The sequence below is a fragment of the Mangrovimicrobium sediminis genome, assembly GCF_004745945.1.
Lineage (GTDB): Bacteria > Pseudomonadota > Gammaproteobacteria > Pseudomonadales > Halieaceae > Mangrovimicrobium > Mangrovimicrobium sediminis.
Genome location: NZ_SRLE01000005.1, coordinates 1 through 14,770, shown reverse-complemented (window position 1 = coordinate 14,770; position 14,770 = coordinate 1). Strand labels below are relative to the sequence as shown.

Sequence of the window (14,770 nt, the reverse complement as noted above, 5' to 3'; positions counted from 1 at the left end):
CGATGACCATCATGATCGCCAACACCGCCGGATCCCCCTCGTTACCCGCCGAGTTGGCAGAGGATGTCGCCCTGGCACGCAAGTACGCCTGCCAGGGGCCGCGCTATACCTCGTACCCGACTGCGCCGCAGTTCAGCACCGAATTTCCGCTGGCAGACTACCTGGCCGGCCAGCGCGCGGGGGCGGCGCACAATCGCGAGCCGCTCTCGCTGTATGTGCACGTGCCGTTCTGCAACGACATCTGCTATTACTGTGCCTGCAACAAGATCGTCACCCGGCGCAAGAACGTGGCGCGCACCTACCTGGACCACCTGCAGCGCGAGATCGTGGCGCAGGCGGAACTGGTGGGCCGCGAGCGCCCGATCACCCAGATGCACTGGGGCGGCGGCACGCCAACCTACCTGGACCACGCCCAGATCACCGAGCTCATGCACCTGCTGGCGAGCAATTTCCGCCTGCTGGACAAGAACTACCGCGAGTACTCCATCGAGATCGACCCGCGCACGGTAGACAACGCCACCCTGGCACTGCTCAAGGGCGTCGGTTTCAACCGTATCAGCCTCGGCGTACAGGACTTCGACGAGCAGGTACAGAAGGCGGTCAATCGCATCCAGCCCTACGAACAGGTGGCGGGGCTGGTGGACAGCGTGCGCAACCTCGGTTTCCGCTCGCTGAGCTTCGACCTCATCTACGGCCTGCCCTTCCAGGATCGCGACAGCATCGCCCGCACCGTACAGCAGGTGATCGCGCTGTCGCCGGACCGCATCGCCTGCTACAACTACGCGCACCTGCCCGAGCGCTTCTCCAGCCAGCGCGCCATCGACCGCCTGGCGCTGCCCGCGCCCGAGGAAAAACTGCTGCTGCACGAGATCATCAGCCACACGCTGAAGGACGCCGGCTACCAGCACATCGGCATGGATCACTACGTATTGCCCGGGGACGAACTGGCCCTGGCCCAGGCCGAGGGCCGCCTGCAGCGTAATTTCCAGGGCTATTCCCTGCGCATGGCCGACGACCTGGTCGGGCTCGGCGTCTCGGCGATCAGCCAGATGGGCGACTACTACCTGCAGAACGCGCGCGATCTCGAGACTTACTACCAGCGCGTCGAGGCCGACGAGTTGGCCATCGAGCGCGGCTGCCGCATCGACGAGGAGGACCGCCTGCGCCGTCACGTGATCATGAGCCTGATCTGCGACCTGCACCTGGACCTCGACGAGTGCAACCGCCAGTTCGGGATCGATTTCGCCGGCAAGTTCGCCGCGGAACTCGCCGCGCTGGCGCCGATGGCCGCCGACGGACTGCTGCAGCTCGAGGCGGACAGTATCCGCGTTACCGCGCGCGGCCGCCCGTTCCTGCGCAATATCTGCATGCCCTTCGACGCCTACCTGCCGCGCGGTGACGGCGGCGACAGGCCCGCCGGATTCTCCGCCACGGTCTGATCGGCGAGGGCCGCGACACCCTTCGATCCGGCGGCGTTTTGCACTATAATGCGCCCCAGCCGAATTCAATGGATACTCCTATGTCAGTCCCCCCGGGCCAAGCGGACAGCGCGGATTTCATCCCCTGTGCCCATGACTACCAGGTGAGCTGCGGCAATTGCCGGCTGAACGCCATCTGTCTACCGCTGGCCCTCGAGAGCGAAGACATCGACCAGCTCGACCGCATCATCCAGCGCAGCAAGCCGCTGCAAAAGAGCCAGCACCTGTATCGCCAGGCGGATGAATTCGAGTCGGTGTACGCGGTGCGCTCCGGCGCGCTCAAGGCCTATCGCACCACCGACGACGGCCGCGAGCAGGTCACCGGTTTTTACTTCCCGGGCGAGATCCTGGGCTTCGACGGTATCGGCAACAATGCCCACGCCTCCTCCGCGAAGGCGCTGGAGACCTCGGCCATCTGCGAGATACCATTTTCATCGCTGCAGAAGCTGAGCTCGCTGATGCCCAACCTGCAACGCCATTTTTTCCAGCTGATGAGCCGCGAGATCACCGAAGACCAGCAGCTCATTACCCTGCTCAGCAAGAACTCCGCCGACGAGCGGGTGGCCGCACTGATGCTCAGCATCTCCACCCGCAACGCCCGGCGCAAACTGAGCGCCACACAATTCCGCCTGCCCATGTCGCGCGTCGACATCGGCAATTACCTCGGGTTGACGGTAGAAACCGTCTCCCGGGTATTCAGCCGCATGCAGAAGCTGTCGATACTACGGGTGGATAACAAAGAGATCGAGATTCTGGACCCCGCCGGGCTCAGGCATATGGCCAACTTGAGCCACTAGGTCCTGGTTCGCACGCTTGTCTTGACGTGTATCAAGACGCCGCTTCGGTGAATCCCTAGAATACGATCTCGCTACTGCCACAGTCGCGTAGGGGAGATCCAGACCTGATGATTCAGCATACCTTCGGCCTTTTAGTTCAGCCCAGTTCCCAGTGGAAGCGCATTACCGCGTTGTCCGAGAGCTCGTTCAAGACGCTCCTGCTCTATCCCTGGTTCCTGGCCATCATACCGTCGGTCGCCTGGTACTACGGTACCACCCACATCGGCTGGAGCGTGGGCGACGGCGAGGTGATCAAGCTCACCCGGGAGAGCGCGAGAACAATCTGCATCCTGTTCTACCTCACCCAGGTCGCATGCCTCGCGGCGATCGGCTACTTCATCCACTGGATGGCCGACACCTACGGCGCCGCCTCCAGCATCAGCAAGGGCATCATCATCGCCTCGCTGGCGGCGACCCCGATGTTCATCGCCGGCGCGGTGGGTTTCTACCCGATCCTGTGGCTGGACATGCTGATCGGCATTGTCGCGGTGTGCTGGGCGGTGTACCTGATGTACCTGGGCATTCCCATCGTCATGGGCATCCCGGAGGAGCGCGGATTCCTGTTCTCCAGCGCCGTCATGGGCGTCGCACTGGTGATACTGATCTGCCTGATGGTGGGGGCCGTGATCCTATGGGACTTCGGCGCCGCACCCGCGTTCACGGACTGAGCCAAGCCCTGCTGTATGCAGTTGGGGAAAAGACGATTTATTGCAAACTGCTAGTGGAAGAGAACCATGAGTGAGCTCAACGCAGCACTGGAACATCCCACCTACAACTACAAGGTGGTTCGCCAGTTCGCCATCATGACCGTGGTGTGGGGCATCGTGGGCATGCTGGTCGGCGTACTTATCGCCGCCCAGCTGGCCTGGCCGCAGCTCAATCCCGGCCTGGAGTGGTTGCACTTCGGCCGCCTGCGCCCCCTGCACACCAACGCGGTGATTTTCGCCTTCGGCGGCTGCGCGCTGTTCGCCACGTCGTTCTACGTGGTCCAGCGCACCTGCCAGACCAGGCTGATCTCCGACAAGCTCGCCGCCGCCGTATTCTGGGGCTGGCAGCTGGTCATCGTGGCCGCGGCAATCACCCTGCCGCTGGGCCTGACCACCAGTAAGGAATACGCCGAACTGGAGTGGCCCATCGACATCCTGATCACCGTGATCTGGGTGCTCTACGCGATCGTGTTCTTCGGCACCATCGCCAAACGCAAGGTACACCACATCTACGTGGCGAACTGGTTCTACGGCGCCTTCATCATCGCCGTGGCGATCCTGCACATCCTCAACAGCATGGAAGTGCCGGTGAGCCTGACCAAGTCCTACTCCGTCTACTCCGGCACCGTCGATGCGATGGTGCAATGGTGGTACGGCCACAATGCGGTGGGCTTCTTCCTCACCGCCGGCTTCCTCGGCATGATGTACTACTTCGTGCCCAAGCAGGCCGAGCGTCCCGTGTACTCCTACCGCCTGTCCATCGTCCACTTCTGGGCGCTGGTGGCGGTGTACATCTGGGCCGGCCCGCACCACCTGCACTACACCGCCCTGCCCGACTGGGCGCAGAGCCTGGGCATGGTGATGTCGCTGATCCTGCTGGCACCCTCCTGGGGCGGCATGATCAACGGCATCATGACCCTGTCCGGCGCGTGGCACAAACTGCGCACCGACCCGATCCTGCGCTTCCTGGTGGTGAGCCTGTCCTTCTACGGCATGTCCACCTTCGAAGGCCCGATGATGTCGATCAAGACGGTGAACGCGCTGTCGCACTACACCGACTGGACCATCGGCCACGTACACTCCGGCGCCCTGGGCTGGGTGGCGATGATCTCCATCGGCTCCATGTACCACCTGATCCCGATCCTGTTCAACAAGGAGCGCATGTACAGCGTCGACCTGATCAACGTGCACTTCTGGATGTCCACCATCGGCACTGTGCTGTACATCGCCTCCATGTGGGTGAACGGCATCATGCAGGGCCTGATGTGGCGCGCCTACAACCAGGACGGCACGCTCACCTACAGCTTCGTCGAGTCGGTGGCCGCCAGCTACCCGGGCTACGTGGTGCGCGTACTGGGTGGCGGTATCTTCTTCGCCGGCATGCTGGTCATGGCCTACAACGTGTACATGACCACCCGCCGGGACGTCGCAGCGCAGCCGGTCGCGGCCGCCAGCGCAGCCTGAGCCAGAGGAGCCAAGCAGCATGAAACATGAAGTAGTTGAAACCAATGTCGGCCTGATGATGATCCTCATCGTCGTGGCGCTGAGCTTCGGTACCCTGGTGGAGCTGGTTCCCCTGATGTTCCTGAAGGAAACCAACGAGCCCATCGCCGGCCTCAAGCCGCTGCCCGCCCTGGAACTGGAAGGTCGCGACATCTACATCCGCGAGGGTTGCAACGTCTGCCATTCGCAGATGATTCGCCCGCTGCGCGCCGAGACCGAGCGCTATGGCCACTACTCCGTGGCCGGCGAGTTCGTCTACGACCACCCCTTCCTGTGGGGTTCCAAGCGCACCGGCCCGGACCTGGCGCGCGTCGGCCAGCGCTACTCCGACGAGTGGCACCGCGCGCACCTGTACAACCCGCGCGACGTGGTGCCCGAGTCCAACATGCCCGCCTTCCCCTGGCTGTTCGAGAAAGAACTGTCGGGCGAGATGACCGGCAAGAAGATGACCGCCCTGCGCGCGGTCGGCGTGCCCTACACCGACGACGATATCGCCGGTGCCCAGGCCGCCGTGGAAGGGAAGAAAGAAATCGATGCCCTGGTTGCCTACCTGCAACAGCTGGGCACCCTGCTGCAAACGAGGCGCTGATGGACATCAACGATCTTAGAGGTATCAGCACAGCATTTTTGATGATCGGTTTCATCGGAATGTGCTTCTGGGCCTACAACAGCAAACGCAAGCAAGCCTTTGATGAAGCTGCCCACCTGCCCTTTGCGGATGACGAGCTGAATCAACGCACCCAGCAGGAGGAAGTCGGGAATGACTAGTTTCTGGAGTCTGTGGGTCATTGTTCTGACCACTGTCACTATTGTCGGAGTCACCTGGATCCTGTTTGCCAATCGCAAACGCGGTCCGGGCGTTGGCGAGAAGACCACCGGTCACGTCTACGACGGCATCGAGGAATACGACAACCCGCTGCCGTCCTGGTGGTTCACCATGTTCGTACTGACCATTATCTTTGGTCTCGGCTACCTGGCCCTGTACCCGGGCATGGGCAACTTCCCCGGCCTGCTCGGCTGGACCGAGATCGAGCAGCACGAGCGCGAAGTGGCCAAGGCCGAGGAAAAGTATCGCGAGGTGCGCGACCGCTACCTGGCCATGTCGGTCGAGGAGATCGCCCACGACCCCGCGGTGCGCAAGATGGGCATGCGCCTGTTCAGCAACAACTGCTCCACCTGCCACGGCTCGGACGCCAAGGGCGCCTACGGCTTCCCCAACCTGACCGACGACGACTGGCTGTACGGCGGCTCACCCGAGGCGATCAAGGCCACGCTGATCAACGGCCGCCAGGGCGCCATGCCCGCCTGGGGCGCGATCCTCGGCGACCAGGGCGTCACCGAAACCACCGCCTACGTGCTGTCCCTGAGTGGTCGCGATGTCGATGCAGAGGTGGCGGCGGCCGGTGCCAAGCACTTCCAGACCTACTGCGTGGCCTGCCACGGCCCCGAGGGCAAGGGTAACCAGGCGCTGGGTGCACCCAACCTGACCAACGGTATCTGGCTGTACGGCGGCACCGAGGAGCAGATCGCCCACACCCTGCGCGCTGGACGTAACGGCAAGATGCCCGCTCACGAGAACCTGCTGAGTGAGGACAAGATCCACATCCTCACCGCCTACGTATACGGCCTTAGCCGCTGACATCCGGACCGGCAACGGTCCACCGGGGCGGCGCACCGCGCGCCGCCCCCATCCCCCCGCAGTTCGACAGGTACACCCGCAATGTCAAAGACTGACGAAGAGCTGATAGATCTTCAGGAAGTCGCTCCCGCCGAGGTCGGCGAGGTCGACCTTTACCAGCGCCGCGAGCGCATCTACACACGCAAGGTCGAGGGCTTTTTCCAGCGCATCCGGCTGTATACCGGCTGGCCGCTGCTGCTCGGCTATTTTCTCCTGCCCTGGATCAACTGGGGCGGGCAGCAGATCGTCCTGTTCGACCTGCCCGAGCGCAAGTTCCACATCCTCGGCCTGACCTTCTGGCCGCAGGATTTCCCCATGCTGGCCTTCCTGCTGATTATCGCCGCCTACTCGCTGTTCGCGGTGACCACCTTCGCCGGGCGCATCTGGTGTGGCTATACCTGCCCGCAGACGGTGTGGACGAGTATCTTTATGTGGCTGGAGCAGCATACCGAAGGCAGCCGCAACCAGCGCATGAAGCTGGACCAGGCGCCCTGGAGCGTCGAGAAGGCCACCAAAAAGTTCCTCAAGCACGGTTCCTGGCTGGGGGTCGCCTTTCTCACCGGCTTTACCTTCGTCGGCTACTTCTACGGCATACGCGAGCTGGCCACTGACCTGCTGTCCCTCAGCGCGCACCCCTGGGGCGTGTTCTGGACCTGCTTCTTCACCCTGATGACCTACCTGAACGCGGGCTGGATGCGCGAGCAGGTATGCAAGTACATGTGCCCCTATGCGCGCTTCCAGTCGGTGATGTTCGACCACGACACGCTGATCGTCTCCTACGACAGCAAGCGTGGCGAACCGCGCGGCAGCCGCAAGCGCAACGCCGACCCGGCGCAGCTGGGGCTGGGTGAATGCATCGACTGTTCGCTGTGCGTACAGGTCTGCCCCACCGGCATCGACATCCGCAAGGGCCTGCAATACGAGTGCATCGGCTGCGCCCTGTGCGTGGACGCCTGCAACTCGGTGATGGACAAGATGAACTACCCGCGCGGCCTGATCCGCTATACCAGCGAGCGCGAACTGGCCGGCGGCAAGACCCACTGGCTGCGCCCGCGTATCATCGGCTACGTGGTGGTGCTGTGCGTGATGGTCGGCGTGTTCTCGTATAACATGTTCTCGCGCATACCGCTGGAGCTGTCCGTCATCCGCGACCGCAACCAGCTCTATGTAACCACCGACAACGGCCAGATCGACAACATCTACACCCTGCGCCTGGCCAACATGGACACGGACATGCACGAATTCGAGGTGCGCATCGAGGGCCTGCCCGAGGCGCAGATCATCGGCGAAACCCTGTACACCCTGGACGGCGGCGAAGTGCGCACCATCAGCCTGCGCGTGCGCATGGACCCGGCGGCGCTGGAGCGGCCGAGCACCGAATTCGAATTCGAGGTGGAGGCGACAGACATCGACTCGCTGCACGCCGAACACGAATCGCGCTTCGTCAAGCCGCTGTAGCCCGGATCATGGCCCGCCCCATCCCGCGTGAGGACAGCACCCCCTGGTACCGCCAGTTCTGGCCGTGGTTCCTGATCGGCCTGCCCTCGGTGGTGGTCGTCGCCAGCCTGACGACGGTCTATATCGCCACCGAGGGCGCCGACGACCTTGTGGACGACAACTACTACAAGGACGGCCTGGCCATCAATCGCGAACTGGCCAGCCTGGAACAGGCCGCGGCCGCGGGCATCAGCGCCGCCCTGCAGATCGACGGCGACCAGATCGTGGTCCTGACCCAGGGGCCGGTGGATGCTCCCCAGTTGCAACTGCAGCTGGCGCACCCGATGGAAGCCGACCGCGACATCCAGCTGACACTGGTGCAGAGCACACCCGGGGAATACCGCGGCCGGCTCGGCACCGACGTCGCCCCGCGCTGGCACTGGAACCTGCAACCGGCGGGCGGCGACGCCTGGCGGCTGGAAGGCTCCCTCTCCCCAAGCAACTTCCAGCACCAGGGCGGTGGCTGACCAACTCGCCAGAGCCGAGCCGACGCCTTGCTACCACTGCGGTGAACCCGTCCCCGATGGGGTCTCGCTGGTGGTGGAAATCGACGGCGAACCGCGCCCCATGTGCTGCCCGGGCTGCCGCGCCGTCGCCGGGCTGATCAGCGGCAGCGGCCTCGATGCCTTCTATCGCCGGCGCACCGCCTACAGCGAACGCCCGGTGGAGGAAGACGGCGACTTCGCCGCGCACTACCGCGTCTACGACGACCCGGAAGTCGCCGCCGGCTTTTCCACCACCGACGACAACGGCCAGGTCAGTGCCCGCCTGCTGCTCGGCGGTATCACCTGCGCCGCGTGTACGTGGCTGATCGAGCAATCCCTGTCGCGGGTGCCCGGCGTACTCGACGCCTCGGTCCACCTGCAGCAGAGCCGCCTCGACGTGCGCTTAGACCCGACCGTCCTGCCCCTGAGCGAGCTGTTCGCGCGGGTGGAGTCCCTGGGCTACCGGCCGCAGCCGTTTCGCGCCAGCACCCAGCGTGAGCAGTCGGCCACTGAATACCGCGCCGACCTGCGCCGCCTCGGCGTCGCCGGTTTCGGCATGATGCAGGTGGGCATGTTCGCCGTCGCCCTGCACGCCGGCGACCTGCAGGGCATCGAGGAGCAGTACCGCGGCCTGTTGCGCGGTTTCAGCCTGCTGGTCTCGAGCTTTGTCGTCTACTACGCCGCCGGCACCTTCTTCCGCACCGCCTGGCGACATCTGCGCCAGGGGGCGCTGGTCATGGACCTGCCGGTGGCCCTGGCCATAGGCCTGGCCTGGCTGGCCAGCGCCTGGGCCACGGTCTCGGGGACGGGACAGGTCTACTTCGACTCGGTGGTCATGTTCACCTTCTTCCTGTTGCTCGGCCGCTTCCTCGAGGCGCGCGTGCGCCAGCGCTATGCCGTGACCTGGTTCGATGCCGAGGCCGCGCTGCCGGATGCGGTGACTGTGCGCCGCGACGGCCAGTGGCAGACCCAGCCGCGGCGGCAGTTGCAGCCCGGCGACCGCATCCTGGTAAAGCCCGGCCAGACGGTGCCGGCGGATGCCCGCGTGCTTGGCGGCGCCGGCGCCGTGCGCGAGGACACCTTCAACGGCGAGCACCTGCCGCGGCATGTGCGCAGCGGCGACGCCGTGTACGCCGGCACGGTCAATGTCGAGTCCGCCCTGGAAGCCGAGGTGCTGGTGGACTTCGCCCACAGCCGCCTGGCGGCGCTGCAGCACTCGGTGGAGATGGGGCGCAGCGGCAAGCCGCGGCTGGCGCGACTGGCCGACCGCATCGCCGCCTGGTTCGTCGCCGGCGTGCTGCTGGTGACCAGCGCCACGGCGCTGGCCTGGCTACAGATCGACCCGGCACAGGCCCTGTGGGTGAGCCTCTCGGTACTGGTGATCTCCTGTCCCTGCGCGCTGGCCCTGGCGACGCCGGCGGCGCTGACCGCCGCGGCCGGCGCCCTGCGCGGCAGCGGCGTCATCGTGCGCGGCGAAAACGCCCTGGAGGCGCTGTCCCGTTGCACCCACCTGGTGTTCGACAAGACCGGGACGCTGACCGCGGGGCAACTCTCGCTGGACCGGGTACACCCCCTGGCGGACATTGCGGAAAACGAACTGCTGGCCATCGCCGCCGCCCTGCAGCAGTGGTCCAACCACCCGATCAGCCGCGCCTTTGCCGGGGTCGAGCGCACCCTCGACTGCGACAGCGTGGACCAGGTGGTCGGCGCCGGGCTGGACGGCGTGCGCGGCGGGCAACACTACCGCATGGGCAGCGCCGCCTTCTGCCGCGACCTGTGCCCCGCCCTGCCGCAACCACCGGACGACGCGCTGTACTGGGTGGCGCTGTGCAGCGACGAGCGCCCGCTGGCCTGGTTCGGCTTCGGCGACCACACCCGTGCCGAAGCGCCGGCGGTGGTCGCCGCCGCCGAACGCGCCGGCATTCACACCGGGCTGCTCAGCGGCGACAGTTCCCCGCGCGGGCCGCAACTGGCCACGGAACTGGGCATGGCGGTTATCGGCACCGGCCTGCAACCGCGCGAGAAACTGGAAAAAGTGCGGGAAATGCAGGCTGGCGGCGCGGTCGTGGCAATGGTGGGTGACGGCCTCAACGATGCCCCGGTACTGGGCGCGGCGGACGCCAGCTTCGCCGTGGCCGGCGCCACCGACCTGGCCCGCGCCCAGGCGGATTTCGTGCTCGCCGCCGACCTCGGCGGCGTCACCCGTACCTGGCGCAAGGCGCGCGCCTGCCGGCGCATCATCCTGCAGAATTTCGCCTGGGCCCTGGGCTACAATCTCTGCGCCATACCGCTGGCCGCCGCCGGGCTGGTACCGCCCTGGGCCGCCGCCATCGGCATGTCGCTGAGTTCACTACTCGTGGTCACCAATTCACTGCGCCTGAACCGGCGCGAGACGGCGCACTAGGGAGCCCGCGTGGACAGCCTCTACCTCCTCATTCCTGTGGCCCTGGTGTTCGTCGCCCTCGGCATCAAACTGTTGCTGTGGGCAATCGACAGCGGGCAGTACGACGACCTCGACAAGGAGGCCTGGCGCATTCTCAACGACGATGAGGGCCAGGACAGCCACGCGCAGAACTCGAGCGCGCAGGACAGCGGGGACCCGAAACCATGACCGACCCCGCCCTCCTCTCGCTGGCACTGTCGGCCTTCGGCCTGGGACTGGCCGGCGCCGGCCACTGCCTGGGCATGTGCGGCGGCATCGCCGCGGCGCTCAACCTCGGCGGTGAGCGACGGCTGTCGCTGACCCTCGCCTACCACGCCGGCCGCGTGTTCAGTTACGCGCTGCTCGGCGGCCTGCTCGGGCTGCTGGCAGGCAGCGTGGACATCGCCGCCTGGACCATCGGCCTGCGCTACCTTGCCGGTGCACTGCTGATCGGCATGGGCCTGTACGTGGCGGACTGGTGGCGCGGTATGGCCGCACTGGAGCGCGCGGGTGCCTACCTGTGGCAACCGGTACAGCGATTCTCTTCCCGCCTGCTGCCGCTGCGCCATCCATTGCAGGCACTGGCGCTGGGCCTGTGCTGGGGCCTGATGCCCTGCGGCCTGATCTACTCCAGCCTGGCCTGGGCGGCCACTGCGCAGAACGCCTGGACCGCCGCCGGCCTGATGTTCTGCTTCGGTATCGGCACCCTGCCGGCCATGCTCGCGACCAGTCTCGGCGCCGCCGGCCTGCAGGGCTTCCTGCGCCGGCGCGGCCTGAAGCTTGTCATCGCCCTGCTGCTGATTGCCTCCGGTATCTGGACGCTGTACCTGGTGGCAGCCCACGCCGGGCACCTGCGCTCGCCGCAGCCGGGCGCTGCCGCCCCGGCGCACGAGCACCATCACATGTAACAATTGTTTTACGCCGGCGCGCAAAATCCGGCCATCGACGAACCTGAAAATCGGGAATTTGCTTGGCGCGCAATAGAATTGAACCCTGCACGCAATGCCCTGCCAGGCTGCTTAAAACACCGTAAAAAACAGTGAATAATGCACGTGTTCCACTCCTGGCACGGTATCGCGGCTGGCTTGACCCTCCCGCGACAAGCGTGCAATGCTTGAGTGGCTTCAAGAATCGGTCAATCCATAAAAATCAGACTCCGATTTTGGGCTCTTGACCCTCTATAAAAAATTATAAGCGAGAGGTAGCACTATGTTCTCCAGGAAGATCCTGCCCGCCGTTATTGCGTCCAGCCTGATGCTCCCGGCAATCCCTGCATTCTCACAGCTCGAAGAAGTCATCGTCACCGCGCGCAAACGCGAGGAATCCGTACTCAATGTGCCGGTGGCCATTACCGCGTTCTCCGGTGACCAGCTGAAGCAGTTTGGCACCAACGACATGTACACCCTGACCGAGCGCGTACCCGGCTTCGTCATGGGCACCCAGGTCGCCTCGATCGGACCGACCCCGTCGCTGCGCGGTATCGGCACCGGCACCCTGAACCCGACCATCGACCAGTCGGTATCGCTGAACGTAGACGGCCAGGGCTTCAGCCAGGCGCTGGCGTTTTCCTCCTCGCTGTTCGACATGGCGTCACTGGAAGTCCTGCGCGGCCCGCAGTCACTGTTCTACGGTAAAAACAGCACCGCCGGCGTGATCTCCATCAACACCAATGACCCGGGCGACGAGTTCGAACTGGAAGTCGGCGCCGGCTATGAAGACAACGCCGAGGAATACCTGGTCCACGGCATCGTGTCCGGCCCGATCACCGACACCCTGGGCGCACGCCTCGCCGTACAGTACTCCGACATGGAAGGCTGGCAGGACAACACCGCCGTGGGCGACGGCATCAGCAGCATCACGCCCAACGTCCCCAAGGTTCCCAACAAGGATGAACTGGTGATTCGCGGCACCCTGAAATGGGAGCCCTCGGACACCTTCTCCGCCAAGCTGAAAGCCAACTACAACGAGGTTTACATCGACGGCTCCGGCGGCGCCGGCCAGATCGCCGGCTGCCTCGGCGGTGTGACCACCGACGTACCGGACGACTACTTCCTCGGCGATGCCCTGGGAGCTTTCTACGGCACCAACTCGCCGCAGTGGTTTGCCGCCAACGAGGACTGCAAACTGGACGGCAACGTCAATGCCGTCTGGGTCAACCCGGACAACCCGCTGTACACCGGCATCCGCAACAATGGCGTGCCCTTCTACGACCTCGAGCAGTACTGGGGCAGCCTGCAACTGGACTGGCAGGTAACCGACCAACTGCTGCTGTCCTCGGTCACCGCCTACGCCGACGCCGAACACAGTGTCATGATCAACGGCACCCAGTCCGGCTTCGCCGGCCCGCTGATCATCGCGGACACCGATTTCACCCGCGAAGACTTCACCCAGGAGCTGCGCCTGACCTCCAGCTTCGACGGCGCCCTGAACTTCATGGCCGGCCTGTACTACCAGGACGGCGAGATGGCCAACCGCACCGGCCTGTTCTTCTTCCAGCCGGTGTTCGGCTCCTTCCCGCAGGGTTACCTGCCGATCGACGTGACCACCATGGCGGCCTTCGGCCAGGTGCTGTGGAGCATCACCCCGGAACTGGAACTGGCGGTGGGCGCGCGCTACACCGACGAGGAGCGCGACTACAACCCGGTCAACAAGGAGACCGGCGAGCCCTTCCCCATCGAGCTGTACCAGACGGACAACCTGCAGACCGACGACGTCTCGCCGGAGATCTCCATCACCTGGACGCCGACCGACACACTGACCCTGTTCGCCGGCTACCGCAAGGCGTTCAAGTCCGGCTCCTGGGATACCATCTCCAACCCCAGCGGCGTCGACACCTCGTTCAAGGATGAGGAAGTCGAGGGCTACGAGGGCGGCATCAAGACCTACCTCGCGGAAAACACCGTGTCCCTCAACGCCTCGGTCTACTACTACGAGTACGACGACCTGCAGGTGGGCGCCAACGAGTCCACCCCCCAGGGCTTCCTGATCCGCACCCTGAACGCGGCCTCCGCAACTGTCTGGGGTGTCGACTTCGACGTCGCCTACGCGCCGCTGTCCGTCGACGGGCTGGAACTGTTCGCGGTCGCCAACTGGAACAACGCCGAGTACGACACATTCGACAACGCGCTGTGCTGGGGTGGCCAGACCTTCGAGGAGGGCTGTACCGAAGCCTTCAACGAAGAGACCGGCCTGTACCAGGCGCAGGACCTGTCCGGTGGCGACCTGCTGCGCGCGCCGGAATTCCAGGCGACTTTCGGCTTTACCTACGAGCGCCCGGTCAGCGAGAGCCTGATCATGTCCTTCGGCTCCTCCACCCAGTGGTCCGACGAGTACGCGGCCAACACCCTGCTGCGCGACGACTTCTACCAGGACTCCTACTTCAAGACGAGCGCATCCCTGGGCCTGCGCGACGCGGACGGCAACTGGGAGATCAGCCTGATCGGCAAGAACCTCACGGACGAGATCACGGCGGGCAACTGCACCAACTTCAACGGTGTCTACTCCAACCTGCCGGGCTCGATCGTAACCGGCAGCCCGGACGGCGTGCAGGGCTTCGGCGGCAAGGACGAACTGGCCTGTATCACCGACCGCGGCCGCGAGCTGTGGGTGAAGTTCGTCTACCGCATCTGACGGCTTACTGGCCCCGGGTTGCCGGGGCACTCTTCAATAAAGCACGCGTTTCGGCGCGTGCTTTTTTTTGGGTCCGCAGTTTTTGGTTCCATAGCTGCAAATCTCAAGCCCTCCCGGGCGCGAAAAAAAGCGCGCGCCCGGGAGGGCTTGAGGTTTGCTGCTTTGCGGCACCACATTGGCTGGAAAAGCGCTGCAAGATTGGTTCGCCACTGACGGACTGGCGGTGCGCGTGCTGGCCGCTGCAGAACGGCGCCCCTCCGGGGTGCCCTCAGTCGGTCGTGAGCCCGCGAGCGGTCTCCCTCCACGCCCTTCCCTCCACTCCCTCGGCGCCGTTCACTTTCCGCGGCCAACACGCCCGCCGCCAGTCCTTTGATTATATGATTTGTGGGGAGCTTGGTGCGGTGTGGGTTGAGCCCGTCTCGGGAGGGAAGCGGCTCGGACCGCTGAATTCAGCGGCGCCTCAGGATAGTCAGCGGTGATGTTGCGTGTTTCGCAGTGCTCGCACGTACGGCCCTACGAATCTACGAATCTACG

The 14,770-nt window shown here is 64.9% G+C and carries 13 protein-coding genes; all 13 read left to right on the top strand.

Features of this window, described 5'->3' with window-relative positions:
- Positions 1-2: 2 nt before the first annotated feature.
- The 13 genes from hemN (at position 3) to E4634_RS04925 (ending at position 14,236) form a co-directional block, all read left to right on the top strand.
- Positions 3-1,439 carry an oxygen-independent coproporphyrinogen III oxidase gene (gene hemN / locus E4634_RS04985; protein ID WP_135441522.1) on the top strand — a complete coding sequence of 479 codons (1,437 nt, stop codon included), beginning with the start codon at positions 3-5 and terminating at the stop codon, positions 1,437-1,439.
- Between the two features lie 80 nt (positions 1,440-1,519).
- Positions 1,520-2,275 (top strand): fumarate/nitrate reduction transcriptional regulator Fnr, encoded by a 756-nt coding sequence (gene fnr, locus E4634_RS04980; RefSeq protein WP_135441521.1) that lies wholly within the window; start codon positions 1,520-1,522, stop codon positions 2,273-2,275.
- A 107-nt stretch (positions 2,276-2,382) separates the two neighbouring features.
- On the top strand, positions 2,383-2,982 hold the full coding sequence (locus E4634_RS04975) for a Yip1 family protein (protein ID WP_135441520.1): 600 nt from the start codon (positions 2,383-2,385) through the stop codon (positions 2,980-2,982).
- A gap of 66 nt (positions 2,983-3,048) precedes the next feature.
- On the top strand, positions 3,049-4,485 hold the full coding sequence (gene ccoN / locus E4634_RS04970) for a cytochrome-c oxidase, cbb3-type subunit I (protein ID WP_135441519.1): 1,437 nt from the start codon (positions 3,049-3,051) through the stop codon (positions 4,483-4,485).
- A gap of 19 nt (positions 4,486-4,504) precedes the next feature.
- Positions 4,505-5,113, top strand: a complete 609-nt coding sequence (ccoO, locus tag E4634_RS04965) for a cytochrome-c oxidase, cbb3-type subunit II (protein WP_135441518.1) — start codon at positions 4,505-4,507, stop codon at positions 5,111-5,113.
- Positions 5,113-5,292 (top strand): cbb3-type cytochrome oxidase subunit 3, encoded by a 180-nt coding sequence (locus E4634_RS04960; RefSeq protein WP_135441517.1) that lies wholly within the window; start codon positions 5,113-5,115, stop codon positions 5,290-5,292. The genes ccoO and E4634_RS04960 overlap by 1 nt, the downstream gene beginning before the upstream one ends.
- Positions 5,285-6,163, top strand: coding sequence for a cytochrome-c oxidase, cbb3-type subunit III (ccoP, locus tag E4634_RS04955; protein WP_135441516.1), 879 nt, complete (start codon positions 5,285-5,287; stop codon positions 6,161-6,163). Before E4634_RS04960 ends, ccoP begins: the two co-directional genes overlap by 8 nt.
- A gap of 81 nt (positions 6,164-6,244) precedes the next feature.
- Positions 6,245-7,660, top strand: coding sequence for a cytochrome c oxidase accessory protein CcoG (gene ccoG / locus E4634_RS04950; RefSeq protein ID WP_135441515.1), 1,416 nt, complete (start codon positions 6,245-6,247; stop codon positions 7,658-7,660).
- Positions 7,661-7,668: 8 nt separating this feature from the next.
- Positions 7,669-8,166, top strand: a complete 498-nt coding sequence (locus tag E4634_RS04945) for a FixH family protein (RefSeq protein ID WP_135441514.1) — start codon at positions 7,669-7,671, stop codon at positions 8,164-8,166.
- The gene (locus tag E4634_RS04940; RefSeq protein WP_240725095.1) at positions 8,159-10,588 is read left to right on the top strand and encodes a heavy metal translocating P-type ATPase; all 2,430 of its coding nucleotides are present in this window, start codon (positions 8,159-8,161) and stop codon (positions 10,586-10,588) included. Before E4634_RS04945 ends, E4634_RS04940 begins: the two co-directional genes overlap by 8 nt.
- Positions 10,589-10,597: 9 nt before the next feature.
- Positions 10,598-10,795: a cbb3-type cytochrome oxidase assembly protein CcoS gene (gene ccoS / locus E4634_RS04935; RefSeq protein ID WP_135441513.1), complete on the top strand. Its 198-nt coding sequence runs from the start codon at positions 10,598-10,600 to the stop codon at positions 10,793-10,795.
- Positions 10,792-11,514, top strand: coding sequence for a sulfite exporter TauE/SafE family protein (locus E4634_RS04930; RefSeq protein WP_135441512.1), 723 nt, complete (start codon positions 10,792-10,794; stop codon positions 11,512-11,514). Before ccoS ends, E4634_RS04930 begins: the two co-directional genes overlap by 4 nt.
- Positions 11,515-11,815: 301 nt before the next feature.
- A complete protein-coding gene (locus tag E4634_RS04925) occupies positions 11,816-14,236 on the top strand; it encodes a TonB-dependent receptor (protein WP_135441511.1) in 2,421 nt (806 codons plus the stop codon).
- Positions 14,237-14,770: the final 534 nt, after the last annotated feature.

Excerpts from the sequence above, each read along its gene's own strand:
- hemN (WP_135441522.1), top strand. The coding sequence starts at position 3 with ATGACCATCATGATCGCCAACACCGCCGGATCCCCCTCGTTACCCGCC.
- fnr (WP_135441521.1), top strand. The coding sequence starts at position 1,520 with ATGTCAGTCCCCCCGGGCCAAGCGGACAGCGCGGATTTCATCCCCTGT.
- E4634_RS04975 (WP_135441520.1), top strand. The coding sequence starts at position 2,383 with ATGATTCAGCATACCTTCGGCCTTTTAGTTCAGCCCAGTTCCCAGTGG.
- ccoN (WP_135441519.1), top strand. The coding sequence starts at position 3,049 with ATGAGTGAGCTCAACGCAGCACTGGAACATCCCACCTACAACTACAAG.
- ccoO (WP_135441518.1), top strand. The coding sequence starts at position 4,505 with ATGAAACATGAAGTAGTTGAAACCAATGTCGGCCTGATGATGATCCTC.
- E4634_RS04960 (WP_135441517.1), top strand. The coding sequence starts at position 5,113 with ATGGACATCAACGATCTTAGAGGTATCAGCACAGCATTTTTGATGATC.
- ccoP (WP_135441516.1), top strand. The coding sequence starts at position 5,285 with ATGACTAGTTTCTGGAGTCTGTGGGTCATTGTTCTGACCACTGTCACT.
- ccoG (WP_135441515.1), top strand. The coding sequence starts at position 6,245 with ATGTCAAAGACTGACGAAGAGCTGATAGATCTTCAGGAAGTCGCTCCC.
- E4634_RS04945 (WP_135441514.1), top strand. The coding sequence starts at position 7,669 with ATGGCCCGCCCCATCCCGCGTGAGGACAGCACCCCCTGGTACCGCCAG.
- E4634_RS04930 (WP_135441512.1), top strand. The coding sequence starts at position 10,792 with ATGACCGACCCCGCCCTCCTCTCGCTGGCACTGTCGGCCTTCGGCCTG.
- E4634_RS04925 (WP_135441511.1), top strand. The coding sequence starts at position 11,816 with ATGTTCTCCAGGAAGATCCTGCCCGCCGTTATTGCGTCCAGCCTGATG.